A 24,163-nucleotide genomic window follows, 5' to 3' on the forward strand; every position below is an offset into this window, starting at 1 on the left:
TGCTGGCGCTGCGTTTGCCGCTCTGGATTCCCGCCTGCGCGGGAATGACGAAGGTTTGGGTTTGGGAGGGATTTCGTCGCCTCGGGCTTGACCCGGGGTGACGGGGATCTTTGGGGGAGCGGGTGCCTCAACCTCTCGCGTTGCTAGCCCACCCCTAACCCCTCCCGCAAGCGGGAGGGGAACAGAGGAGCGAGGCGCCTTCCCCGCCGGCGGCGTCTTTTTTCGCCCCCGCTGTAACCTTTTCCACAGCCTCTGCCTGACCCGGGACGAAGCGAGATTGCTGCCCGATGAACGGATGCCTCGCGGACTCCTCGAATCGCCTGCGATCCTTAGTGATGCTGCACATGCACAAGACCATAATCGCCGCATGCATCGCCCTTCTGTCGCTCTTCGCGCTGCCGACTGCGGCGCAGGCCCGGCTCCAGTGCGTTACCTATGCGCGGCAGGTTTCCGAGGTGCAGATCAGCGGCAATGCGCGCGATTGGTGGGGCAATGCGGAAGGCCGCTATGAGCGCGGCCATGCGCCGAAGGTCGGTGCGGTGCTGGCGTTTACCGGTACGCGTTCGATGCCCTACGGCCACGTCGCGGTGGTCCACAAGGTTGTCGATGACCGCCATATCCTGATCGATCACGCCAACTGGTCGCGCCCCGGCATGGTCGAGCGCGGGGTGATGGCGGTGGACGTTTCCGCCGCCGGCGACTGGAGCGAAGTGCGCGTGTGGTATGCGCCGACCCGCTCGCTGGGCCTGCGTCCAAGCGCGGCCAAGGGCTTTATCTATCCGCGCACGGTCACGGCGAGCGCCGAGACGGCCACCAACGCGGGCTGACCGCTTTTCGGGTAGGCAAGCGCCTGCCGATTTGCCAACACGCCGTCCCATGATCAGACCGCTTCTTGCCGCAGCCGCGCTGCTGTGCGCCCTCCCCGCCTGTGCCGAGCCTGCTGCCGACGCGCCGATGCCGCCTGCGGCAAAGGCGATCATCGATCACTATCATATGCGCAGCATCCCCCACGAAGGGCCGTGGTTCCTGCAGACGTTCAAGAGCGACGACGTGATCGAGGGGGCGCTGGCGGAGCGCTACAAGGGCAAGCGCTGGGCCTATACCGCGATCTATGCGGTGTTCACCCGCAGCGATTTTTCCGCGATGCACAAACTGGCGACCGACGAGCTCTGGCACTTCTATGGCGGCAGTCCGGCGCAGATCCTGATGCTCTATCCCGACGGGCGCGGCGAGGTGAAGATCTGGGGCAGCGACGTGCTGAAGGGCGAGGAGCCGCAGATCATGGTGCCGCGCGGCACGTGGATGGGCGCGCGGCCGATCGGGGATCCGAAGGTGGCCTATAGCTTCGGCGCCAACACGCTTTCGCCCGGTTTCGAATATGCCGACTACGAGCCCGGCTACCGCGACGAGCTGGCGAAGCTCTATCCCAAGTTTGCGCAAGCGATCACCGAACTTACGCGCGATGAATCCGCCAGCCGCCCTGCCGGAGCCGGGACCAAGGCGGCGCTGGTGCCGTCGGTGGCGGTGGAGGAACTGGTCGGGCGCACGTCCGCGCAGCGTTCGGATGCGATCAGCGTCGCGCGCTTCACCTTGCAGAAGGGCGCGGCGATCCCACTGACGGTGACGCGCGAGGGGACCGAGGTGATGGTGGTCAGCATGGGCAAGGGCCGCGTGACCATCGGCGGCAAGGTGCAGGATGTCGCGCAAGGGTCGGTCGTGCTGCTGCCGCCCGGCGTGCCGCACCGCATCGCTGCCGATACGCGGCTGGAGTTCACGGTGAGCGTCGCGCCCGCGTGGCAGGCTTCCGACATGCAGGTCCTGCCGGACAAGCCTTAGGACGCGCGGCGGACGATTGCTTCGGCGTTGCGCTCGGCCAGCAGGGCGCGCGCTTCTTCGGCGGGGATGGCGGCCCAGAACAGATAGCCCTGCACCAGCTCGCAGCCCGCGGCCTGGACCAGCAGGCGCTGCACTTCGGTCTCGACGCCTTCCGCCACGACCTTCATCCGCAGCGTCTTGCCCAGCGTGGTGATCGCGCAGAGGATCGAGTGCGCATCGCGGTCGCGCTCGATGTTGGAGACGAACGAGCGGTCGATCTTGATCCGGTCGAACTGGAACGAGCGCAAGTACGACAGCGAGGAATAGCCGATCCCGAAGTCATCGAGCGCGACGCGGATGCCCATGCGGTTGAGCTCGCGCAGCACGCTGATCACGTGGGCGCTGCGATCGAGCATGACGCCTTCGGTGACTTCGAAGACGAGGCGCTGCGGGTCCATGCCGGTTTCTTCAAGCAGGCAGGCGAGCATCGGCAGGAAATCGCCTGCCATGATCTGCAGCGGCGAGAGGTTGACCGAGATGTCGCAATCGGGCCAGCTGCGGCATTCGGTGAAGACGTGGCGCAGGACCCAGGTGCCGAGCGGGATCATCAGACCCCCCTGTTCGGCGATGGGAACGAAGAGGTCAGGCCGGATCTCGCCGCGTTCGGGGTGGTTCCAGCGCAGCAGTGCCTCGAAGCCGCTGATCGTGCCGGTGCCAGTTTCGACGACAGGCTGGTAGGCGACGGAAAGCTCGCCGCGCGTGATCGCGAGGCGCAGTTCCATTTCCATTTCGCGCCGCAGCTTGACGCTGGCGTCCATGTCAGGCGTGAAGCGGCGGTAGCGGCCGCGGCCGCGCTGCTTGGCGCGGTAGAGCGCGATATCGGCGCGGCGCAGCAGCTCGCCGGGGTCCTCGCTCTGTTCGGGGCCCCAGCTGATCCCGCAGGAAACCGAGACTTCGAGCGTGTTGCCCGAGATGATGAATGGCCGGCGCATCAGCGAGATGATCTTGCTGCCGAGCCGGTCCGCCGCGCGGGCGCCATCGGTGCCGGCGTGGAGCAGGACGAATTCGTCGCCGCCGAAGCGGGCGATGAAGGCATCGCGCGGGAGAGATGAGCGCAGGCGGTGGGCGACCTGGCGGACGAGTTCATCGCCGACGTGATGGCCCATCGTGTCGTTGACGAGCTTGAACCCGTCGATGTCGATATAGGCGACGTAGAGATTGCCCTGCGCCTCGCCCTTGATGAATTCGGTGAGCAGGGTGCGCAGGCGCTGCATGTAGTAGACGCGGTTGGGCAGACCGGTCATCGCATCGTGCAGCGCGTTGTGCTGGGCCTGCGCCTCGCTTGCCTTGAGTTCGTTGGCGGTCATCCGCATGCGCCGCACGATCACCGCGCCGCCCGCGACGACGCCGAGGAAGAACAGGATGAACGTGGCGAGCACAGGGGCGGTGCGCTGGACGATCTTGGGGCCGGGGACCTTTGCAGTCCACGTGATCCAGCCGACGTGATCGCCGAACGCGGTGGTCAGCGGGACGGCATTGGCCGCGCCGATGAAAGCCTCGTCGGTCTTGAAGCTAAGATCGCGCAGCACGAGGTCGGAGCCCATCTTGGCTAGAATCGAGCCATCGAGATAGCGCAGCGTGGCGACGTAGTTCGGTTCGCGCCGCAGTAGGCTGTAGTCGTTGTCGGGCACGATCGAAACGACGGTCAGGAAGGCCGGGCGGCCATTGCGCAAGACGGCGGTCGCCGCCCAGCGGTTAAGCGGCTGGCCCGAGGCGGCCATGGGCCACTCCACATCGGCCAGCTTCTTCATGCCCGCGATGCGCCCGCCGAGCGGAACATTGCGCTTGGCATTGCCGATCAGTTCCTCGACGTGCCAGCGCACTTCCTGATAACCGGCATCACCCGTCGGCCGCCCCTGCGCCCAGCCGTGGACCAGCGTCCCATCCGGCTTGACGAGAAACATCGCGTCGGTCTCGAGGTTGTTCCACACGAAATCGCCGAGGAAGTGGTTGGCCCAGGTCTCGTTGTCCGCCAGCACCGCATTGCGCATGGCGTCGTCCCAGGTGAGCTGCACTTTCTGCGCGGCGACGATCTGGCTGCCGAGCTGATCGAGATAGCGGGTGACCAGCACGCGCTCGTCCTCGCGCGCCAGTTCATCGGCGATGCGGGTCGAGCGGGAGAACACTGCGACCAGCAGCGCGGAGAGGGCAATCAGCGCGAGGAACGTGGCGAGCGCGATCCAGCCCGTGCGCAGATTGCGCACCGACGGACGCATGGCGGTTCCGCGGCTGATGGTGTCCATGCCCATTGGATCGGGCATAGAGGCAGGATGGAAAGAAACAGTTAGCGCCGCTTACGCAATGCAGGTTCGATGCCTCGATTTTGGCGCAGAACCGGCCTATCCAAAGGGTTAGCATGGCCTTTCCGGCCAATCCTTGTCTCCGGCTGCCACGCGATGCCAAATGCGTTGCAATCGCAGACCGGACTTGTCATCGTCCGCCGCAACCCCACTTTCCGGCACACCATAACCTCGGGAGAATACCGATGCGCGAGCATCTGCAGCACTACATCAACGGCGCCTGGGTCGACAGCGAAGGCGGCAAGCGCCATGAAGTGATCAATCCCGCCACCGAAGAGGCCTGCGCAGTCATCACGCTGGGCAGCCAGGCCGATGTCGACAAGGCCGTCGCTGCCGCCAAGGCCGCCTTCCCTGCCTTTGCCGCGACCCCGGTGGAAGAGCGCAAGGCGCTGCTCGAGCGCATCCTGGCCGAATACAAGAAGCGCATTCCCGATTTCGCCAAGGTGATCAGCGAGGAAATGGGCGCGCCCATCGGCTTTGCGGGTACCGCACAGGTCGGCGCGGGCATCGGCTATATCCTAGGCACGCTCGAGGCGCTGGAAGGCTTCGAATGGGAAGCCCCGGTCCCGGGCGCCAATGCGCGCTTCGTGCACGAGCCGATCGGCGTCGTCGCGGCGATCACGCCGTGGAACTGGCCGCTCAACCAGATCTGCGCCAAGATCGCGCCGTGTATCGCCGCGGGCAACACGGTGGTGCTCAAGCCTTCGGAAGAATGCCCCTCGAACGCGGTGATCATGGCGGAGGTGATGCATGCGGCCGGCGTGCCGGCGGGCGTGTTCAACCTCGTCAACGGCGATGGCCCGGGCGTCGGCGTGGCGCTGACTGTGCACCCCGATGTGGAGATGGTGAGCTTCACCGGTTCGACCCGCGCGGGCATCCAGATCGCCAAGAACGCGGCTGACACCGTCAAGCGCGTGCACCAGGAACTCGGCGGGAAGTCGCCCAACCTCGTGCTGGAAGATGCCGACTTTGCCGCGACGCTGCCGGCCACGCTGCAGGGCATTGTCGCCAACACCGGCCAGAGCTGCATCGCGCCGACCCGCATCCTCGTGCCCAAGTCGCGCAAGGAAGAGGCCGAGACTTTCGTGAAGAACTACTTCGCGGCGGTGAAGGTCGGCAGCCCCGAAGAAGACGGCGCGCATATCGGCCCGGTGGTCAACAAGGCGCAGTGGACCAAGATCCAGTCGCTGATCGACACCTCGATCGAGGAAGGCGCCTCGCTGCTCCAAGGCGGCCCGGGCCTGCCGGACAACGTCAACCGCGGCTACTACGTGCGCCCGACGGTGTTTTCGGACGTGACGCCGGACATGACGATCTTCAAGGAAGAGACCTTCGGCCCGGTCGCCACGATCACCACTTATGACGGCATCGAGGACGGCATCGAGCTGGCCAACCGCACTGCTTACGGGCTCTCGGCGGTCGTCACCGGCGATGTCGAGCAGGCCAAGGGCATTGTCGGCCGCCTGCGTGCTGGCCTCGTCGCGGTGAACCAGTGGGGCGGCGTCAAGGGCGGTGCCTTCGGCGGCTACAAGCAATCGGGCAATGGCCGCGAGGGCGGCGTCTATGGCCTGAAGGACTTCATGGAAGTGAAGACCATCGCCGGCGCCTGATGAGGAAAGGCCCCGCGCTGCTTCGGCGGCGCGGGGCTGACTTCTTTCAGGTCCGGTATTGGCGGGCGGCGCAAGTGCGATCATCGCCGCGCCACCGCACGCTGCCGAGCGCCGCCATGCGCGCGGCGGATTTGGCGAGGGCGCGCGGGTAGACTTCGCCGAGCAGGGTCTCGAAAGTCTGCTTCCATGAGAACCGCGTCGTCACATGCTCGCGCGCGCGCTGGCCCATCCCGGCGCGATCCCCCTGCCAGACATCGACCACGGCCTGCGCCATCGCCGCTGTATCATCGAGCGTGACAAGCTTGCCGAGCGCGGGCGGCACGCGCTGCACCATCGCGCCTGAAGCAAAACCGACCACCGGCAACCCGCTCGCCTGCGCTTCGAGCACCGACAGGCCGAACGTCTCATCGGCCATGCACGAGACGTAGATATCGGCGGAGGCCAGCATGCGGGCGATTTCCCCGCGATCCCCGACATAACCCGGGAAGGCCACCGGCAGGCCCTGCGCCGCTTCCATCAGGGTCTCGCGCAGCTTGCCATCGCCCAGCATGACGAGCGAGGCCCTGAGCGAGGCGGGCAGCGCACGGAACATCGTGATGAGCCGGTCGGCGCGCTTCTCGTTGTCGATCCGCCCGGCGTATATCAGCAGCGGGCCGGTTTCCGGCAGGCCCAGCTCGCGCCGCAGACCGGGATCGCGCCGCGCGGGATGGAACGTCTGGCCGTCCACGCCGAGCGAGAGCACATCGACGTGCGACAGCCGGTAGCCTTCGAGGACGTCGACCATGGCCTGATCGAGCGCATAGACGCGGTCGAACTCGCGATAGGTGATATGCGCGTAGCCCGCGACAAGCTGGCGCAGCCCGCGCCCGACGAAATCGCCGAACAGCTGCGAGCCGACGCGGTAGACGTGCGTGTTGGGAAAATCGGTGTGGTAGCCCGCCACCAGTGCGGTGTCCGGAAAGGCGCGGCGGTGGCCGATCGCGGTCCACGGCAGGATCCACGGGCACTGCGATTCGATCACGTCCGGGCGGTACTGCTCCAAGACCCTGCGAACCGCGCTGGTGCGCAGGATGAAGCGGTAGTTGGGGCTGCCGCGCACATGATCGGCGCCGATCTCGACCCAGATATGGCGCCCCTGCTCGATCACGCGGTCTTCGGGGCCGGGCACGATCTGGAGCAGGCGGTGGCCGGTCTGCTCCAGAATATGCTCACGCTTCTGGCGCAGATAAATGCCGATGCCACCGCCGCCATGCGGCGCATAGCTCTGGGTCAGGTCGCAGATGAGCAGGCGTTCTGTGGCGGTCCTCACGGGCCCCTTTTCACTGCATTGCTGTGACCGGATCAAGACAATCGGCCCGTTCCGGAGGGCAAATAGTGTCAGTAGTCCTTTGAGGCTTTCAGGTTGAGGCTCTCGTCGCCGATGGTGGACACGGTGCCCAGCAGCACCAGCCAGCGGGTGATGCGGAACTCGGCCGAAGTGGCGCTGTAGCCGCGCCCGTCGGTGATCAGTTCGACGAAGACGCGCCGCCCCAGATACTTGCCCACCGCGATCGAAGTGCTGCGTCCGACCGAGGCATCGGCGCTGATGATGCGCAGCCGGTCAAGCCCGATGGCGTTCCTGACCTTGTTGATCGGATCGAGCCCGCCGCCGCCGCGGAAGGCGGCCAGGGCAGAGGCGAGCTGCACCGCCTCGGGCGCGGAAATCTGGGTGATCGAGCTGCCGAACAGCATGCGCGAGAGCAGTTCTTCCTCCGGCAAAGCGGGGACCGAGCTGAAAGTGATCTGGGGTTTCAAGGCAGAGCCGCTGATCGCGATCTTGGCGCTCACCCCGTTGGCATCGCCTTCGGCCACGATATCGAGGCGGGGATCGACCGGGACTTCGCCGACAAAGCGGATGCGCCCGCGCGTCAAGTCGAAGCGCCGTCCGGCGAATTCATAGCCGCCGCGCACCAGATCGGCGCTGCCGAAGATCTGCGGATTGGCGGTATCGCCGCGCAGGCGGATATCGGCGCCCCATTCGCTTTCGAGGCCTAGACCGCGCACGTCGATGCGATCGGCCCCGGCGGCGTCGATCAGGTATTTCCACGGCGTGTAGGGCGTGCGCGGCGGAGCGATATCGGCGCGCAGGTTGGTCTCGTGCGTCCGGATCGTGGGCAGCTGCTCGATCACGTTGGCGCGGCCCAAGGTCCAGCGCGCGCGGTCGATGTGGACGCGGCCCGCGATCGTGCCGCCGATGCCATCCGAGAGGAGGCGCAGCGGGCCGGTGACGGTGGCGCCCATGTCGTCGCGGTTGATCAGCTGGGCATTGGTCGCCGCGAGCCTGAGATCGAGCCCGACGCCGCGACTGGCGGCGTTTGAAAGATCAACCACGCCGCTGCCGCTGACCGTGCCGCCGCCCGGCGTGGTGCCGCTGAAATGCGCGAGGCTGAGGCGGGCATCGGCGAAGCTGCCGAGCGCCTCGACATCGCGCACGTCCGAGCCGGTGAGGTTGGACTGTACCCGCAGCGCGCGCGTGGCGACGGCGCCGGTGATGACCGGGTGATCGAGCGAGCCGCCGACGCTCGCCGCCGCGCCGAGCGGGCCGGTGAGGTCGATCACTTCGATCGCGGCTAGGCGCCACAGCGCTTCGGCGGGGCCGCTGTAGCGCAGCTGCGCCTGGAGGCTGCCGCCGCGCAGGCGTTCGAGCATGGTGCCGCCGCGCGGCAGATCGGAAACAAGCGCCTGCACCCGCCCGCGCATGGCCGCGCCTTCGCGGGCGACGGCGCGGACTTGCAGCGCGGCAGGATCGAGCGCGGCGACGAGGGCGAGGTCAAGCGGCCTTGAGGTCAGGACAAGTCCCGAGCGGGTGAGGCCCTTGATCTCGACGGCGGCGTGGCCGGCGGGGGCGCCGAGATGGTCGTTCTCGTAGTCGATCACGCCCGAAGCCAGCCCGCCGAGCCCGAGATCGGGGAGCACGATGTCGAGCACCGAGAGCGGCATGCGCGAGAGGAGGATTTGCAGTTTGGTCGCGCCGCCGAGGACGTGACCGCTGGCGATAATGCTGCCGCGTCCGAAATCGACCTGCGTGGGCTGGAGGCGCCAGCCGGCGGCCTGCCCCTCGCCCGCCTCGTCCGGCTCGCGCTCGAGCACCGCACGGCGCGGCATGGAAATGGCGCGGCCGGCATAGTCGCCCGCGACAAAGGCGATGATCTTGTCGGGCGAGAAGGCGGCGGTGCCCTGCAAGGCGAAGCTGGTGCCGCGCCGCCCGCTGAGCGAGGCGGTGACGCTGCCCGAGCCGTTGACGAGCGCGGCGTCTGCGGCAAGGCGGCCGATGAAGAGCTTGCCCGCGCTGATGCCCTCGGCCTTGAGCGAGGCGGTGAGCGTGGTGTCGCCACCCTCGATCCGGCCATCGGCGGTGATCTCGGCATTGCCGACCGCGATGGGACTATCGCCGCCGAAGCGGGCGCCGCGCGCGGTGATCACGGCCTTGAGTGCTTGCCCGGCGCCGTCCGGAGCGAAATCGACCGTGCCCTTCACGCCGCCGCCCGCGAGCGCGAGACTGCCGGTCGCGCCTTCCCTGGCGATGGCGACGCTGCCGGTGATTTCGGTCTGGTAGACGGTGAAGCGCTCGATCCCGAGCTTGACCGGGCCATCTTTGGGGGCGGTGAGCATGACACTGCCGCTGAATGGGCCGAGGCGGGAATCGCCTTTGGTTTCAATGCGGAAGCCATCGCCCTCCGGGGCCAGCGCGAGGTGGACATCCCTGAGGCTGGCGGCGGGGAGCGGATCGGCGAGGACGAGCGTGGCGCGCGGGCCGTCCTGGGCGAGCGCGGCATCGAAGGTGAACGGGCCGTATTCGACATGGCGCCCCTGCCCGGCGAGCGTGGTGACGCCGTTCGCCTGCATCCAGCTCCCCAGCGCCATGGTGAGCTTGGCCGAAGTCAGTTCGCCGCGCCGGATCAGCAGCGGCTGGGTGCCGCCCACGGTGATCGCGCCGCGTGCGCGGACATTTCCGCCGGTGAGGTTGGCGAGCGTGGCGTTGTCGATGCGCGCGAGGCGGCCGGCGCCATCGGCGGTGAGCAACCAGCTCTGCCCGCCGCCGACGGTGAGCGCGATCCGGGCCTCGCCATCGGCCAGCCCGAGATCGGGCAGCGCGATGCCGCGGGCGGTGACCGGGCCGGTGAGCGCAAAGCGGCTGCGGGCAAGATCGCCGTCGAGCGCCAGCCGGGCCGAGGCGCCCTTGGCGGTGAGATCGAGCCGGTCGGAAGTGAGCTTGCTGCTTGCCAGAACGAGATCGCCGGTAAGCCGCGCGCCCGGCAGGCGGGGATCGACCATGGCCTGGCCGGTGTTGAGGCGCTGCGCGGTGAGCGCGAGGGGGAGGCGCAGGCGCTTGCCGTCCCAGTAGGCGGTCCCGGCGGTGCGCAAGCCTTCGGCGAGGACCGGGCCGCTCTTGAGGCGAGCGGCGCGCACATCGTGGATGATCGCGAGCGCGGTGAAGCGGCCATCGACGGTGGCGTCCAGTTGCGCGCCCTGCAGCTCCGAGCCGGTGCCCGCCAGCAGCAGCTCGGGCCGGGCGAGCACGGCGCGGACTTTCACCGCCTCGGCGCGGTCGTTGATCAGATCGACGCCGCCCGCCGCAGTCGCCCGCAGCGCTGCGGCGCCCGCGAAGACTTTGCCGCGCAGGATACCGCCCGCCGCCGTGCCATCGGCGACGAGGGAGAGCTTGTCGCCACTCGCGCGCCGCAGGGCCGGGCCGAGCATGTCGCCGGGGAAGATCTGCCCGGCGAGCTTGTAGCGCCCGGTGCGGTTCTCGAGCTGGAAGGCGGCGAGCTTGCGCCCGGCGTCGGTGGCGGCGGCCCAGCCGTGCCATTCCTGGAAGGTGCCCTTCCCGCCCGCGCGCGCGGCGATATCGCGCTTCACGCCGGTGAGGGCGGCGAGGAGGCCGTCCTTCGGCGCGTTGTAGATGAAATCGAGCGCGAACGTATTGCGGTCGGGCTCGCTGTCGAGACGGAGGCGCAGGCGGTCGCGCCCGCCGAGCCGCCCGCCGAGGCTGATGAGCGCGCGGCCGCGGCGGATATCGGTGCGGGCGGAAAAGTCGATCCGCCGCCGCTCGCCCATGATGGAGCGGTCGACGATCAGGTTCTCCGCCGCGAGCTTGCCGATGCGGATGTCGAAATCGGGGAGGATCGGCTCGTTGGGATCGCCGGGCCTCAGACGCGGCGCGCGCAGGAGGGTGCCGCGCTTGAGGATCAGCGAGCGGATGTCGAGGCCCTTGAACAGGCCGGAGCGCGGATCGAGCCCGAACCAGGCCATGGGCCGCCAATCGAGCGAGGCTTCGGGCACGACCATGAAGCGGCCTTCGGGATCGCTGAGGACGACTTCGTGCAGGCTCATGTCGCCGAAGAGGGTGCCGTCGATCCGGCCGATGCGGATCCTGAGGCCCGAGCCGGGGACGATGGCGGCGATGCGGTCTGCCACGAAGCGGTGGCCGAGCGAGCTGTCGAGCACGACGACCGAACCGGCGATGGCGAGCGCGAACAGCAGCGCGGCGAGGACCAGCCCGCGCCCCCAGCCGAGTACGCGACGCAAGGCGCCCTTGCGCGGCGGCGGCGGCGTTTCGGCAGGCGCCCCCTCGGCCATCAGAAGGCCTGCCCCAGCGAGACGTAGACGCCGATGCGGCTGTCCCCCTTGGAGGGGTTGAGCGGGGTGCCGAGGTCGAGGCGGATCGGGCCGAAGCTGGTCTGGTAGCGCAGGCCGATGCCCGCACCGACCTTGAGGCCGTTGATCGTGGGCGAAGCGGTCGTGCCCACGGTGCCGGCATCGACGAAGGGCACCAGGCTGACCGCGCCGCCCATCAGCCCGGTCTGGACGCGCGCTTCGAGCGAGAATTCGGACAAGCTGCGCCCGCCGCTGGGATTGCCGAGCGCATCGCGCGGGCCGACTCCCTGATAGGTGAAGCCGCGGACCGAGGCGCCGCCGCCCGCATAGAACCGCCGCGACGGCGCGATGGAGTTGACGTTGACGCCGGGGATCGTGCCGAGCCGCACGCGTTCGGCCAGCACGACGCGGCTGGTGATCGGCTGGTAGGCGCTGGCATCAAGCTGGGCGCGCACGTAGCTCGACCGCAAGCCGTTCTGGATCGAGATTTCCGGGCTCAGCCGCAGCGAGACGCGCACGCCGCGCTTGGGATCGAGCAGATCGTTGCTGCCATCATAGGCCCCGCGCAAGGGCAGCGCGCCGATGAAATAGGTCGTGCGGGTGGAGCCGGGCGCGGCGGGCAGTTCGCTGGTGGCGAGGAGTTCGAAGCCCGCCGACCAGACAAAGGCCTTCTGGAAGATCAGCGTCGTCTGTTTCTCGTAGGTGGCCGAGAACGAGAGCGTGCGCGCCTGATAGGCATCGGTGCGGCGGGTCTGGGCATAGAGATCGGCGGTGAACACCTGATCGCGGCCGAGGAAGTTGTTGCGACGATAGGTCGCGCCGAGCAGCTGTTCGCGCGTTCCGACCACGCCGCGGAAGCGGACAAGGCCTTCGGGCGGGAAGAAGTTGCGGTTCTCCCAGCTTGCCTCGACGCGCACGCCCTCGCCGCTCGAATAGCCGATCAGGCCTGCAATGGTGCGCTGCGGCGCCTTGGACAGCGTGACATCGACGTCGGCGACACCGGGCTGCGCCTCTGCCGCCGGGGTGACTTCGCGCGGGGTGACGGTGACGGCGGAGACGAGACCGGTCGCGAGGATGGCCTGCCTGAGGTCGTCCATGCGCGAACGGCGGTAGGGATCGCCGGGGCGGAAGCGGGCGATGCGCGAGAGGTGGCGGGAGGAGAGGTAATCGGGGAGCGAACTGTGGACCTCACCCATCACATACTGACCGCCGCTGGTGACGGGGATGGTGAGATCGCCAGTGCGATCGGCGTGGTCGATCGAGAGATCGGGTTCGCCGACCTTGGCAAAGGCATGACCGCCCTCGCCCAGCGAAGTAATCAGGTGGTCGCGCTCTGCGACGATGCGGTCGCTGTTGACCGGATCGCCGGGCGAGAGCGCGAAGGCGCGGGTGAGCGCCGGAGCATCGCGCTGCAAGGCGATATCGCCGAGGCTGATGCGCGAGAAGGTGTAGCGCGGCCCGGGGCGGATATCGAAGCGGACGCCGACTTTCTTGAGATCGATCGCCGGTGCCGGACCGCCACCCTCGACCGGCGCGGCATAACCGGTGGTGCTCTGGAAGACTTCGGCGTCGTAGTAGCCATAGACGCGCAAGACCTGCTGCAGCAGTTCGGTATCCTGCCGGGCGCGGCGGGTCAGCTGGGCGAGGTTGTCTTCCTCGTTGCCGAACTTGCGCAGCGCGGCAAGCGCACCGAAGCGCTGGGTCACGGCCTCGCGTTCGGGCAGCGCGGCCTCGTCCGGAGGGAAGGCGAGCACGAGCTGCGGGGTGATCGGGAGCAGGCTGGCGCCGGGGATCTGGCCGATGCCGCGCCCGCTGCCGGGATCGGCATCGCTCGCCAGCACTTGCCCGGCGGCCTTGGCCTGCTCGGCCGCCTCGCCGATATCGGGATCGGGGGTGAGCGGGGCGATCGGCGGAAGCTCGGACGCGTCCGGCCAGGCCAGCGTGATCGCGGGAATGCCCGTCAGCGGCGCAATCGCATCGGGCGAAAGCAGCGTGCTGGGATCGGGCACGGGGACTTTGGCGGCGTCGGTCTGGTTCGCCCAGGCCTTGGGATCATCGAGCGCGGAATCGGGGATCAGGTCTTCGAGCGCCTGATCCGCATCACGCGTCTGGGCGTGCGAGGATTGCGGCAGGATGGCAAGCAGGACAGCCGGCAGCAGCGCCCGCAGGACATCAGACGGGGCGGTACTGCGTGTGCGCGGCGGCTGCGGCAAGGCCATCCATGAGCCCGTCCTTCCCGCTGTCGTCCGCGATTCGCCGATCTGCACCCCTTGCGGTCGCAGCGCGGTCGATCGCGCGGGCCTGCTCATCGGGGTCAAAGCGTTCCCATCCTTCACGGCCCAGACGTTCGAGGGGCCGGTACCGCACCTTGTACTGCATGCGCGCCGAACCTTCGACCCAATACCCGAGATAGACGTAGGGTAGATCGATACGGGCGGCATGCAGGATGTGGTCCAGAATGATGAAATTGCCAAGCCCCCGCCGCTTCGCATCATCGGGTTCGTAGAAGCTGTAGATCATCGACAGACCATCACCCTGACGGTCGGTCAGGCAGGCGCCGACGAGCTTGCCGGGCTTCCCGTCCACACCCGGCTCGCGATACTCGATCACGAAGGTGCTGACGGGCGTGTGCTCGACCATGTCGGCGAAATCCATCTCGTCCATCGAGGCCATCCCGCCACCGGGATGGCGGGCAGCGAGATAACGCTGCAGCAGCTCGAATTGTTCCGGAGTGGACCACGGCTTGCACGCGGTGACGACGAGATCGCCGTTGCGCTTCAAATTCTTGCGCTGGGTGGCCGAGGGGACGAATTCGTTCGCCACGACGCGGACCGAAATGCAGGCCGAGCAATCGATGCAGCTGGGGCGATAGGCGACCGTCTGGCTGCGGCGGAACCCGATGCGGCCAAGCGCATCGTTGAGCTCGTCGGCATTCGGCCCCTTCAGCTCGGTGAACACCTTGCGCTCCGTCTTGCCAGGCAGATAGGGGCAGGCGCTCGGGCTGGTCACGAAGAAGCGGGGGAAGCGGACGGGCGCAGTCACGGCCTGGACGGTATCCTCTCGTCACGCCGCCGGCCCATCCGGCAGCGCTGACAAGGGCAACATGCCTCAGCCGGGCGATTGGTGAAAGAGCGATTAACCACCAAAGGTAGTTAATCGGCAAGGAATCGGCCGAGGTGTTGTGGACAGGCGGGCGGGCGTACCGAAACGGGATGCGCCCGCCCTGAAATCTGACGAAACAGGCTTAACCGAGCTCGACCTGCTGCACATCATAGCCCTTGGCGCGCAGGCCCGCGACGAGGAGGTCGATCTGCTCGCGGTCGCGCGCTTCGCATTCGATCTCGGCGGTAAGCCCCTTGGCGGGGAGCGAGGTGAAGATGCGGTTGTGCCAGACCTCGAGGATGTTGACCTGGTGGCGGTTGAAATCCTCCACCACCTTGAACAGCGCGCCGGGGCGGTCCTGCAGGGTCAGGCGCAGGCGCGCGAGGCGGCCCGAGCGGGCGAGATCGCGCAGCAGCACGTTGGCGAGGAGGCGCGTGTCGATGTTGCCGCCGCACAGGACAAGGCCGATCTTGCGGCCGGCAAAACGCTTGCGGTGGGTCATCACCGCAGCAAGGCCGGCAGCGCCGGCGCCTTCGACCACGGTCTTCTCGATCTGGAGCAGCACGGCGACGGCGGTTTCGAGCGCCGGTTCGCCGACAAGCACGATGTCGTCCGCGATCTTCCTGAGCACGGCGGAGGTGAAGGTGCCCGGCTCCTTGACCGCGATGCCTTCGGCGATGGTATCGCCGCCGCAGGGCAGTTCGAGCCCCTTGAGCCTGGCGTACATCGACGGGAACAGCGTGGCCTGCACGCCGACGAGGCCGATCGAGGGCTTCAATCCGCGCGCGGCGGTGCCCATGCCGGAGAACAGCCCGCCGCCGCCGATGGGGACGACGAGTGTCTCGAGTTCGGGCACGTCCTCCAGCATTTCGAGCGCGACGGTGCCCTGCCCGGCGGCGACATGCGGATCATCGAAGGGGTGGACGAAGGTCAAGCCGCGCTCGGCTTCGAGCTGGCGCGCATAGGCATAGGCTTCGTCGAAAGTCTCGCCTTCGAGCACGACATTGCCGCCGACGCTTTCGGTCTGCATGATCTTCACCGTCGGCGTCGTGCGCGGCATCACGATGGTGACGGGCATGCCGAGCCGCGTGCCGTGGTAGGAGAGGCCCTGCGCGTGGTTGCCTGCCGAAGCCGCGATCACGCCCTTCGAGCGCTGCTCTTCCGACAGCTGGAGCAGCGCGTTCAATGCGCCGCGTTCCTTGTAGGCGGCGGTGAACTGCAGGTTTTCGAACTTGAGCCAGATTTCCGCGCCGGTAATCTCGCTGAGCGTCTTGCTGTGGAGCGTGGGCGTGCGCACGACCTGCCCGGCGATCCGCGCCGCAGCGGCGCGCACATCGTCGAGGGTCAGCAGCGGAGCGGCGGTTGTGGCCGAAGTCGGGGCAGTGCTCATGGGCCAAGGCCCCTAGTCTAAACCTGCCCTCAAGGGAACCTTCGTTCCGCCTGGCGGGCGCGGCGGGGCAGATTCATTGCGTGGAACAGTGCCAGGACGGTAACGATCGCGATCGTATCGGCGATCCAGTCCTGAATGTCGCAGTCGCGGTGCAGCGAAGGGATCGACTGCAGCACTTCGACCAACGCACCGAGGAACGAGAGCCGCTCGGCAAGCCGTGTCTTCGGGAAAGCCGGAAACGCGAAGGTGCCGAGGAACGCCAGCGTGCCGAAGGCGAGCATGTGCTGCGCCTTGTCTCCGAATTCGCGGAAATGCGGCGGGTGCGGCAGCAGCGCCAGCGTGAGCGCGGAGGCCAGACAGACCCAGAAGGCAATCCCGGCAAAGCCGACGTATCTTTTGCGGTGCAGCATGATGTCGGAGCTAGACCGACCGCCCCTTGCCGCCAAGTACAATTGCATCCGCCGGTACGCGAAGGGGGCTGGCGGCGCGCGGCAAAGCGGTTAGAACCCGCTGCCATGACCGACGCAGCCACCACTCCGCTCAATGTCTCGTTCCTCGGCCTTGGCGTGATGGGCGGGGCCATGGCCCGCCATCTCGGCACCGCAGGCCACACGCTGACCATCTACAATCGCACGCCGGCGCGCGCGGAAGCGTGGCAAGCCGCGCATCCGGGCCTTGCCGCGCGCGTCGCCTCCAGCCCGGCAGAAGCTGCCGAGGGCGCGGATGTGGTGATCACCTGCGTCGGAAACGATGACGACTTGTCGGATGTCGTGCTGAGCCCCACCGGCGTTTTCAGCACCTTGCGCCGGGGCGCACTGTTCATCGACCATACCACCGTTTCGGCGCGGATTGCCCGCCAGATCGCGGTCGAGGGGCGCGACAAGGAACTGCTCTGCGTCGATGCGCCGGTAACCGGCGGGCAATCGGGCGCGGAAGCGGGGACGCTTTCGATCATGTGCGGCGGCAGCGGGAAGGCGGTCGACGCGGCGCGGCCGGTGCTCGCGGCCTATGCCAAACGGGTGACGCATGTCGGCAAGCCGGGCGCCGGGCAGACCGCGAAGATGGCCAACCAGATGTGCATCGCGGGCGCCATCGCGGGCTTGTCCGAGGCGATCCGCTTTGCGCAGGCGGCGCGGCTCGATCTCGACAAGGTGTTCGAGGCGATCTCGGGCGGCGCGGCGCAATCGTGGCAGATGGACAACCGCTGGCACACGATGGCGAAGGACGAATTCGACTTCGGCTTCGCGGTCGACTGGATGCGCAAGGACCTCGGCCTCGCCATCGAGGAAGCGCGCAGCGTGGGGGCGAGCGTGCCGACCACGGCGCTGATCGACCAGTTCTATGCCGACGTGCAGGCGCTGGGCGGCGGGCGGCAAGATACGAGCGCGCTGATCCGGCGGCTGCCGCGGCGGGGGAACGGGTGATGGTGCGGTTCGGCCTCGCCGCGCTCGCGGCAACCCTCGCCGTCCCGGCCCATGCCGACACCCTCGTCGACAATGTGCAGGGCCAGACCATCGGCGCGGACGGCCATGTCGAGCGGTTCAAGGCCCTGGTGTTCGATGATGCCGGGGTGATCAAGACGCTGATCCACGAAGGCGAGAAGACCCCGAAGAAGGGCTTCCAGTACCGCATCGACGGCAAGGGTCGCCTGCTGCTGCCCGGCCTGATCGACGCGCATGTCCACGTGATGAGCACCGGCTTTGCCGCGCTGACGCTCGATCTTTCGGAAACGAACAGCCTTGCCGAAGCGCTCGAGAAGATCGCCGCCTATGCCAAGGCGCATCCGGACCGGCCGTGGCTGATCGGGCGCGGGTGGAACCAGGAGCGCTGGAAGCTGGGGCGGTTCCCGACGGCCGACGAGCTCGACAGCGTGGTGGCCGACCGGCCCGTGTGGCTGGAACGCGCGGATGGGCATGCCGGGTGGGGCAACAGCGCGGCCTTGAAGGCAGGCGGGGTGACGGCGGCGACGCAGGCGCCTTCGGGCGGCGAGATCATCCGGCTGGCCGATGGCAGCCCGGCGGGCGTGCTGGTCGACAACGCCTCGAATATCGTCGCCGCGAAAGTGCCGCCGCCGACGCCGCGCGACTATGACGCCGCCTTAGCCCTCGCCCAGCGCGATTTCTACCGGCGCGGCCTGACCGCGGTGGCCGACATGGGCACCGAAATGGCCGACTGGCAAACCTTCCGCCGCGCGGGCGATGCCAACACGCTCTACGTGCGGATCATGGCCTATGGCGCCGGGATCGACAGCACGATCCAGATCGGCGGCCCCGGCCCCTCCCCCTGGCTCTATGCCGACCGGCTGCGGCTCAATGGCGTGAAGCTCTACATGGACGGCGCGCTGGGTTCGCGCGGGGCGTGGCTCAAGGCGCCCTATCACGACAAGCCCGATACGCGCGGGCTGCCGCGGCTGACGCAGACCCAGCTTGGCAACCTGATGAGCCGCGCGGCGATGGACAACTACCAGATCGCCGTCCACGCCATCGGCGACGAAGCGAACGCGGTGCTGCTGGGCGCGATGGAGGACCTTTCCGCCACCTACAAGGGCGACCGGCGCTGGCGGATCGAGCATGCGCAAGTGATCGATCCCGCCGATTGGCCGATTGCCGAGCGGGTGGCGAAGTCGGTCGGGCTGATCGCTTCGATGCAGCCTGTCCACCAGACCTCGGACCGCCTGATGGCCGAAGCGCGGCTCGGGCCGGAGCGGCTTTCGGGCGCCTATGCCTGGGCTTCGGCCAAGGCGCATGGCGCGGTGCTGGCGTTCGGCTCGGACACGCCGGTCGAACTGCCCGACCCGTGGACCGGCTTTGCCGCCGCGATCAGCCGGATCGACGAGAATGGCCAGCCCGCGGGCGGCTGGCAGGCGCAGGAACGCGTGAGCCGCGAGACGGCGCTGGCGGGCTATACCGCCGACGCCGCCTATGCGGGCTTTGCCGAGAAGCGCTTCGGCCGGCTGGCTCCGGGTGAGCGCGCCGATTTCATCTTCGTCGATACCGACCCGATGACCGCCACCCCGGAGGCGATCCGCAAGACCAAGGTGCTCGAGACCTGGGTCGGCGGCGGCAAGGTGTGGGATGCGGCGAAGCCCGAAGGCGGCGCGGCGGGGGCGGAACCGGTGAAGAAGTAGCGAGGGGTGCGATGGCCGAACTGATCCTGCACCACTACCCGGAATCGCCATTCTCGGAGAAAGTGCGCGCGATCTTCGGCGCAAAGCGGCTGGCATGGCGCTCGCTTCAAGTCTCAATGGTCATGCCGCGCCCGGCGACGATTGCGCTGACCGGCGGTTACCGCCGCATTCCGGTGCTGCAGGTCGGCGCGGATATCTATTGCGACACGGCGCTGATTGCCGAGTATCTGGATGATCTGGGTACTGGCCCGACGCTCTATCCGGGGGGGCAGATGCTCGCGGCGCAGACGCTGGCGCGCTGGGTCGATACCGAGCTGTTCTGGGCCGCTGTGACCTTGCGCTTCCTGCCGGAGAACATGGGAGCATTCTTCACCGATCCCGCCACCGCGCAGGCCTTTGCCGAAGACCGCGCGAACTTCGCGGCTGGTGCGCAAGTGCGCCGTCCGGCGGCCGATGAGGCCCGCGCGCGCTATGCGCGGTTTCTTGCCGAGATGGAGACCCAGCTCGGCGATGGCCGGCCCTATCTGTTCGGCGCGGACTGGAGCGTGGCCGACTTCTCGGTCTACCACATGCTGTGGTTCATTCATGCCGGCGGCGGGATGGCCGACCAGTTGGCCGCGCGCTCCCATGTCAGTGCGTGGATGGAACGGATGGGTGCGTTCGGGGAGCATGCAGGCGAGGCCATTACCGCCGACGATGCGCTAGCCATCGCCCATGCAGCCGAGCCGCTGCCGGTGGAACAAGCGAGCGACTTGCCCGGCCTGGCACCCGGCACCGAAGTCAACGTCGCGCCGGTCGACTATGGCGTGATGCCGAGCCACGGGACTCTGCTGCGCTGCGACACCAATTCCATCGTGATCCGCCGCGAACATGCGCTGACCGGTGCGGTCAACGTACATTTCCCGCGCCATGGCTTCGGAGTGACGCGGTACTGAAGGTTCAGGCGCCGGCCGCTTCCGCCTTGGCCTTTTCCTCGGCGTCCTTCTTTTCGGCAAAGCGCATGACGATCAGCGTGCCTTCGAAGAGGATCATCAGCGGGATCGCGAGCATCAGCTGGCTCAGCACGTCCGGCGGGGTGATCACGGCTGCAAGCGCGGTGATGCCGACGATGACATAGCGCCGCGCCGCCACGAGCTGCGCGCGGGTGACGATGCCGGCGCGGTTGAGCAGCATCAGCAGGACCGGCAGCAGGAAGCTGATGCCGAACGCAAAGATGAACTGCATGACGAGATTGAGGTACTCCTCGATCCCCGGCAGCGCTTCGAGTTGCAGCCCGCCCTTGTCGCCCTGGAAGCCGATGAACCAGCGGAAGGCGGTGGGCATCACCACGAAGTAGGCGAGGCTCGCGCCCATCGAGAACAGGATCGGCGTGGCGATCAGGAAGGGCAGGAACGCCTTCTTCTCGCGCGCGTAGAGCCCGGGCGCGATGAAGGCCCAGAGCTGGTTGGCGATGATCGGGAAGCTGACCAGAAAGGCGGCGAACAGCGAGACCTTGAGATCGACGAAGAAGGCCGAATAGAGCTTTGTGTAGATCAGCTTGCCCTGCCCCGCCGGGAACGCGTGGGCGAGCGGCTGCACCAGAATGGCGAGGATCTGGTTGGCGAAGTAGAAGCAGCCGACGAAAGCAATCGCGAGCGCATAGACGCAGCGCAGCAGGCGGGTGCGCAGCTCGAGCAAGTGGTCGAGCAGCGGGGCCTGCGTCTCGTCGATATCGCTGACCATCATGCCGCGCCCTCCGCCGGGCCGCGCGCACGCTCGGGCCGCTGGCTGATGGGAAGCATCTCGCCCACCGGCTCCGTGGGTGCGACGGCGGCGACTTCGGGATCGATCGGGGCAGGCAGCGGGGTCATGAGCGGCGGCGGATCGTTCTGGTCGGTCGCGGCTTCGACGGTCTGGCCTGCGGCGGGGTCAGGCGCCGGATGAGCCGCCATGATCGCCGCGTTCTGTTCCTTCCACTTGCGCTCCATCTCCTCCATTTCCGCCTCGCGGATCATGGTTTCGATGCCGGCGCGGAAGTGGCCGGACACGCGGCGGATCTTGCCGATCCAGCGGCCTGCCGTGCGCAGCGCGAGCGGCAGGTCCTTGGGACCGATGACGATGATCGCCACGATCACGACGAGCAGCATCTCGTCTGGCGCAATGCCGAACATCGGATCAGGCCTGAGGTGTCAGGAGGTCAGGCAGCGGGGCCGGAGCCGGTCTGCTCAGGCTGCACGGCAGGCTGTGCCGGGGCTGCAGGCTGCGGCGGGATCTGCGCCGGGGGCTGGACGAGCGGCGTATCGGTGCCCTCGCTCATGCCCTGCTTGAAGCTTTTGATACCCTTGCCGAAATCGCCCATCATCTCGGAAATCCGGCCGCGACCGAACAGGATGAGGACCACCAGCGCCAGAATGATCAGATGCGGAAGGGACAGACCGCCCATGGGAATTCTCCTTTATGCCCCTTCAGATAGGACATGTTTGGCGAAACTGCCAGCAACCTCACGCAGATTCGTCAAGTTCCGATGCACTATCGGTCGGTCCGTCGGGTTCTTCGTCCGGTTCACCGGCGAACACCGCCTCGACCGGGTCGAGCAGCCCGGCGGCGCGCAATTCCTCGATCCCCGGCAGATCGCGCCGCGATTCGAGGCCGAAATGGGCGAGGAATGCGGGCGTTGTGGCATAGATCGTCGGGCGGCCCGGCCCTTCGCGGCGGCCGGCAACCTTGATCCAGCCCGCTTCCATCAACACGTCCAAGGTGCCCTTGGCAGTCTGCACGCCGCGGATCGCCTCGATCTCGGCGCGGCTGACGGGTTCGTGATAGGCGATGATGGCAAGCGCCTCGGTGGCGGCGCGGGAGAGGCGGCGCACGTCTTCGCGCTCGCGCCGCAAGAGGTGGGCGAGATCGGGCGCAGTCTGGAAATGCCAGCGGTCGCCGCGCTGCACGAGTTCCACGCCGCGCCCGGCATAGTGCGTGGCAAGGACTTCCAGTGCGTCGCCCAGGTCCGCGCCGCCGAGATGGCGCGACAGTTCCTCGGCCGTCATCGGCGCTTCGGCAGCGAACAGCGCCGCCTCGACCGCGCGCTCGACCTCGTTCATCGCCAAAGTCACCGAGCGCACCGGCGGAGCATGAGGGGGGCGAACGTGGCTTCCTGCGCGAGTTCGACCTTGCCTTGCTTGGCAAGTTCGAGTGCGGCGACGAAGCTGGAGGCGAGCGCCGAGCGGGCGAGGCGCGGGTCGGCGTCCGGTTCGTGCTGGGGCAGGAAGCTGGTGAGCGCGGTCCAGTCGATGGCGACGCCGAGCAGCGCCTCGACGCGGGCGATGGCGGCCTCGAGCGTCATCACCGGGCGCGCGCGGACCATGTGGACCACCGGGCGATTGCGGTGCTGGACGTGGCCATAGGCCTGCATCAGCGTAAAGAGATCGCAGTGCCAGCGCACTTGCCGGTCAATCCGCAGTCCCTCCGCTGCGCCGCGCAGGAACACGTCGCGGCCCAGGCGGTCGCGCGCCATGAGACGGGCGCCGGCCTCGCGCATCGCGCCGAGACGCTGGAGGCGCAGCTGCAGACGGAGCGCCAGTTCCTCGGGGCTCGGCTGCACTTCGGGATCGCGCGGGAGCAGGAGCAGCGATTTCAGCCACGCCAGCCACGCGGCCATGACAAGGTAGTCCGCCGCGAGTTCCAGCCGCTGCGCCCCCGCACGCTCGACGAATTCGAGGTACTGGTCGACCAGCGCGAGGATCGAGATCTTCCTGAGATCGACCTTCTGCCGCCGCGCGAGATCGAGCAGGAGATGGAGCGGGCCTTCCCAGCCGTCGATGGCGAGAGTCAGCGTGTCCGTCTCGTCGGCGCGCGCTTCGGGGGGCACATCGAGCGCTGCCTCGTCCCAATCGTCCGCCTCGAGCGGTGCGAGGGCGGCTTCTTCCATCATGCGGCGAGGGCCAGCAGCCGGTCGCGCGTGGCGGTGCGTTCAGCCTGACGGGCGTGGTCCACCGGGGCGCTGAAATCGCCGGTCGCGGCGAGCGCGCGGTCGAGCCGGGCGGCAGTGGCTTCGGACATCGGCGCGAGCGCCTTGGCTATGCCGACCATGTCGTCCATCTTCGCCCAGCAGTTGAGCGCGATATCGCAGCCCGCCGCCAGCGCGCGCGCGGCCCGGTCGGGCACCGCACCGCCGAGCGCCTGCATGTCGAGATCGTCGGTCAGCAGCAGGCCATCGAAGCCGATGCGGGTGCGGATCACATCGCGGATGACGGTGGCGGAGAGCGTTGCCGGGTTGTCCGCATCCCACGCCGTGTAGCGGACATGGCCGGTCATGCCGATGAGGCTGCCGTTGAGGCTGCGGAAGGGCGCGATATCGGTTTCAAGCTCGGCATCGCTGGCGGTGACGGTGGGCAGTTCCTTGTGGCTGTCCACCCCCGCGCGGCCATGGCCGGGCATGTGCTTGATGACGCCTGCGACGCCTGCACGGCCCAATCCTTCGAGCATGGCGCGGCCCAGTGCGGCAACGCGGAGCGGCTCGTGGCCCAGCGCGCGGTCGCCGATCACGTCGTGCGCACCTTCCTGCCGGACATCGAGCAGCGGCAGGCAATCGACGCTGATCCCGGCCTCGGCGAGATCAAGCCCCAGCGCCTCGGCATGGGCGCGCGCGGCTTCGATCGCGCTGATCGGGGCGATGTCGTAGAGCTTGTCGAATGCCGCGCCGGGGGGATAGGCGGCCCAGACCGGCGGCTTCATCCGCGCAACGCGGCCGCCTTCCTGATCGATGCAGATGAAGGTGCGTGTCCGCCCGTGGAGCGCGCGCAGTTCATCTGTCAGCGCGCGGAGCTGCGCGCGGCTTTCCACGTTGCGACCGAACAGGATGTAGCCGGCCGGATCGCAATCGCGGAAGAAGGCGCGCTCGTCATCGCTGAGAGTGAGGCCCGAGAGGCCGAAGATCGCCGGGAGCATGACCCAAGGGTTTGCGCAATCGGAGACGCCGCGCAAGGTTTCGGCCTGTGGATCATGGGGGAAAAGAGAGAGGAAGAACCCCTCCGACCTGCCTGCGGCAGGCCACCTCCCCATTTGTGCTTCGCAAAAATGGAGAGGAAAGAAGTCCTCCCCATTTTTCCCGCAGGGACAAATGGGGAGGTGGCCCGCCGCAGGCGGG

The 24,163-nt window shown here is 68.0% G+C and carries 19 protein-coding genes; 6 read left to right on the top strand and 13 right to left on the bottom strand.

Features of this window, described 5'->3' with window-relative positions; translation table 11 throughout:
* The first annotated feature begins 344 nt into the window (after positions 1–344).
* Both IP83_RS01310 and IP83_RS01315 read left to right on the top strand, forming a co-directional pair.
* On the top strand, positions 345–827 hold the full coding sequence (locus IP83_RS01310) for a CHAP domain-containing protein (protein WP_082364405.1): 483 nt from the start codon (positions 345–347) through the stop codon (positions 825–827).
* A 49-nt stretch (positions 828–876) separates the two neighbouring features.
* Positions 877–1,836, top strand: a complete 960-nt coding sequence (locus tag IP83_RS01315; protein ID WP_054120407.1) for a cupin domain-containing protein — start codon at positions 877–879, stop codon at positions 1,834–1,836.
* On the opposite strand, the gene IP83_RS01320 is transcribed toward IP83_RS01315, so the two are convergent.
* Positions 1,833–4,118 (bottom strand): bifunctional diguanylate cyclase/phosphodiesterase, encoded by a 2,286-nt coding sequence (locus IP83_RS01320; protein ID WP_231624862.1) that lies wholly within the window; start codon positions 4,116–4,118, stop codon positions 1,833–1,835. The genes IP83_RS01315 and IP83_RS01320 overlap by 4 nt on opposite strands.
* A 242-nt stretch (positions 4,119–4,360) precedes the next feature.
* Between IP83_RS01320 and IP83_RS01325 the strand changes: the two genes are divergently transcribed.
* Positions 4,361–5,785: an aldehyde dehydrogenase family protein gene (locus tag IP83_RS01325; RefSeq protein WP_054120409.1), complete on the top strand. Its 1,425-nt coding sequence runs from the start codon at positions 4,361–4,363 to the stop codon at positions 5,783–5,785.
* 46 nt (positions 5,786–5,831) lie between these two features.
* Here IP83_RS01325 and IP83_RS01330 read toward each other — a convergent pair whose 3' ends face one another.
* The 6 genes from IP83_RS01330 to IP83_RS01355 form a co-directional block, all read right to left on the bottom strand.
* Complete coding sequence (locus IP83_RS01330; protein WP_054120410.1) at positions 5,832–7,094, bottom strand: glycosyltransferase; 1,263 nt, start codon at positions 7,092–7,094, stop codon at positions 5,832–5,834.
* Between the two features lie 68 nt (positions 7,095–7,162).
* Positions 7,163–11,404 carry a translocation/assembly module TamB domain-containing protein gene (locus IP83_RS01335; protein WP_054120411.1) on the bottom strand — a complete coding sequence of 1,414 codons (4,242 nt, stop codon included), beginning with the start codon at positions 11,402–11,404 and terminating at the stop codon, positions 7,163–7,165.
* The gene (locus IP83_RS01340) at positions 11,404–13,641 is read right to left on the bottom strand and encodes an autotransporter assembly complex family protein (protein WP_082364404.1); all 2,238 of its coding nucleotides are present in this window, start codon (positions 13,639–13,641) and stop codon (positions 11,404–11,406) included. The genes IP83_RS01335 and IP83_RS01340 overlap by 1 nt, the downstream gene beginning before the upstream one ends.
* Complete coding sequence (locus tag IP83_RS01345; RefSeq protein WP_054120412.1) at positions 13,595–14,464, bottom strand: arginyltransferase; 870 nt, start codon at positions 14,462–14,464, stop codon at positions 13,595–13,597. Before IP83_RS01345 ends, IP83_RS01340 begins: the two co-directional genes overlap by 47 nt.
* Positions 14,465–14,666: 202 nt before the next feature.
* Positions 14,667–15,914, bottom strand: coding sequence for a threonine ammonia-lyase (locus IP83_RS01350; RefSeq protein ID WP_054120413.1), 1,248 nt, complete (start codon positions 15,912–15,914; stop codon positions 14,667–14,669).
* A gap of 29 nt (positions 15,915–15,943) precedes the next feature.
* Positions 15,944–16,324, bottom strand: a complete 381-nt coding sequence (locus IP83_RS01355; protein ID WP_054120414.1) for a hypothetical protein — start codon at positions 16,322–16,324, stop codon at positions 15,944–15,946.
* A 105-nt stretch (positions 16,325–16,429) separates the two neighbouring features.
* Here IP83_RS01355 and IP83_RS01360 point away from each other — a divergent pair, with 105 nt between their 5' ends.
* From IP83_RS01360 to IP83_RS01370, 3 genes are read left to right on the top strand one after another with little or no spacing between them, the layout of a single operon-like run.
* Positions 16,430–17,338, top strand: a complete 909-nt coding sequence (locus tag IP83_RS01360) for an NAD(P)-dependent oxidoreductase (RefSeq protein WP_054120415.1) — start codon at positions 16,430–16,432, stop codon at positions 17,336–17,338.
* Positions 17,338–19,041, top strand: coding sequence for an amidohydrolase (locus IP83_RS01365; RefSeq protein ID WP_054120416.1), 1,704 nt, complete (start codon positions 17,338–17,340; stop codon positions 19,039–19,041). The genes IP83_RS01360 and IP83_RS01365 overlap by 1 nt, the downstream gene beginning before the upstream one ends.
* An 11-nt stretch (positions 19,042–19,052) precedes the next feature.
* Positions 19,053–19,976 carry a glutathione S-transferase family protein gene (locus IP83_RS01370; RefSeq protein ID WP_054120417.1) on the top strand — a complete coding sequence of 308 codons (924 nt, stop codon included), beginning with the start codon at positions 19,053–19,055 and terminating at the stop codon, positions 19,974–19,976.
* Positions 19,977–19,980: 4 nt separating this feature from the next.
* Here the strand turns inward: IP83_RS01370 and tatC are convergent, their stop codons facing one another.
* The 6 genes from tatC to nagZ are packed head-to-tail and all read right to left on the bottom strand — an operon-like array spanning position 19,981 to position 23,964.
* The gene (gene tatC, locus IP83_RS01375) at positions 19,981–20,763 is read right to left on the bottom strand and encodes a twin-arginine translocase subunit TatC (protein WP_054120418.1); all 783 of its coding nucleotides are present in this window, start codon (positions 20,761–20,763) and stop codon (positions 19,981–19,983) included.
* Complete coding sequence (gene tatB, locus IP83_RS01380; RefSeq protein WP_054120419.1) at positions 20,763–21,191, bottom strand: Sec-independent protein translocase protein TatB; 429 nt, start codon at positions 21,189–21,191, stop codon at positions 20,763–20,765. The genes tatC and tatB overlap by 1 nt, the downstream gene beginning before the upstream one ends.
* A 26-nt stretch (positions 21,192–21,217) precedes the next feature.
* On the bottom strand, positions 21,218–21,463 hold the full coding sequence (gene tatA / locus IP83_RS01385; RefSeq protein WP_054120420.1) for a twin-arginine translocase TatA/TatE family subunit: 246 nt from the start codon (positions 21,461–21,463) through the stop codon (positions 21,218–21,220).
* 58 nt (positions 21,464–21,521) lie between these two features.
* The gene (gene scpB / locus IP83_RS01390) at positions 21,522–22,118 is read right to left on the bottom strand and encodes an SMC-Scp complex subunit ScpB (RefSeq protein WP_054120424.1); all 597 of its coding nucleotides are present in this window, start codon (positions 22,116–22,118) and stop codon (positions 21,522–21,524) included.
* 8 nt (positions 22,119–22,126) lie between these two features.
* On the bottom strand, positions 22,127–22,948 hold the full coding sequence (locus IP83_RS01395) for a ScpA family protein (RefSeq protein ID WP_054120421.1): 822 nt from the start codon (positions 22,946–22,948) through the stop codon (positions 22,127–22,129).
* Positions 22,945–23,964 (bottom strand): beta-N-acetylhexosaminidase, encoded by a 1,020-nt coding sequence (gene nagZ, locus IP83_RS01400; protein WP_054120422.1) that lies wholly within the window; start codon positions 23,962–23,964, stop codon positions 22,945–22,947. The genes IP83_RS01395 and nagZ overlap by 4 nt, the downstream gene beginning before the upstream one ends.
* Positions 23,965–24,163 lie beyond the last annotated feature (199 nt).

Origin of the sequence: Novosphingobium sp. AAP93 (assembly GCF_001296055.1) — a bacterium.
GTDB lineage: Bacteria > Pseudomonadota > Alphaproteobacteria > Sphingomonadales > Sphingomonadaceae > Novosphingobium.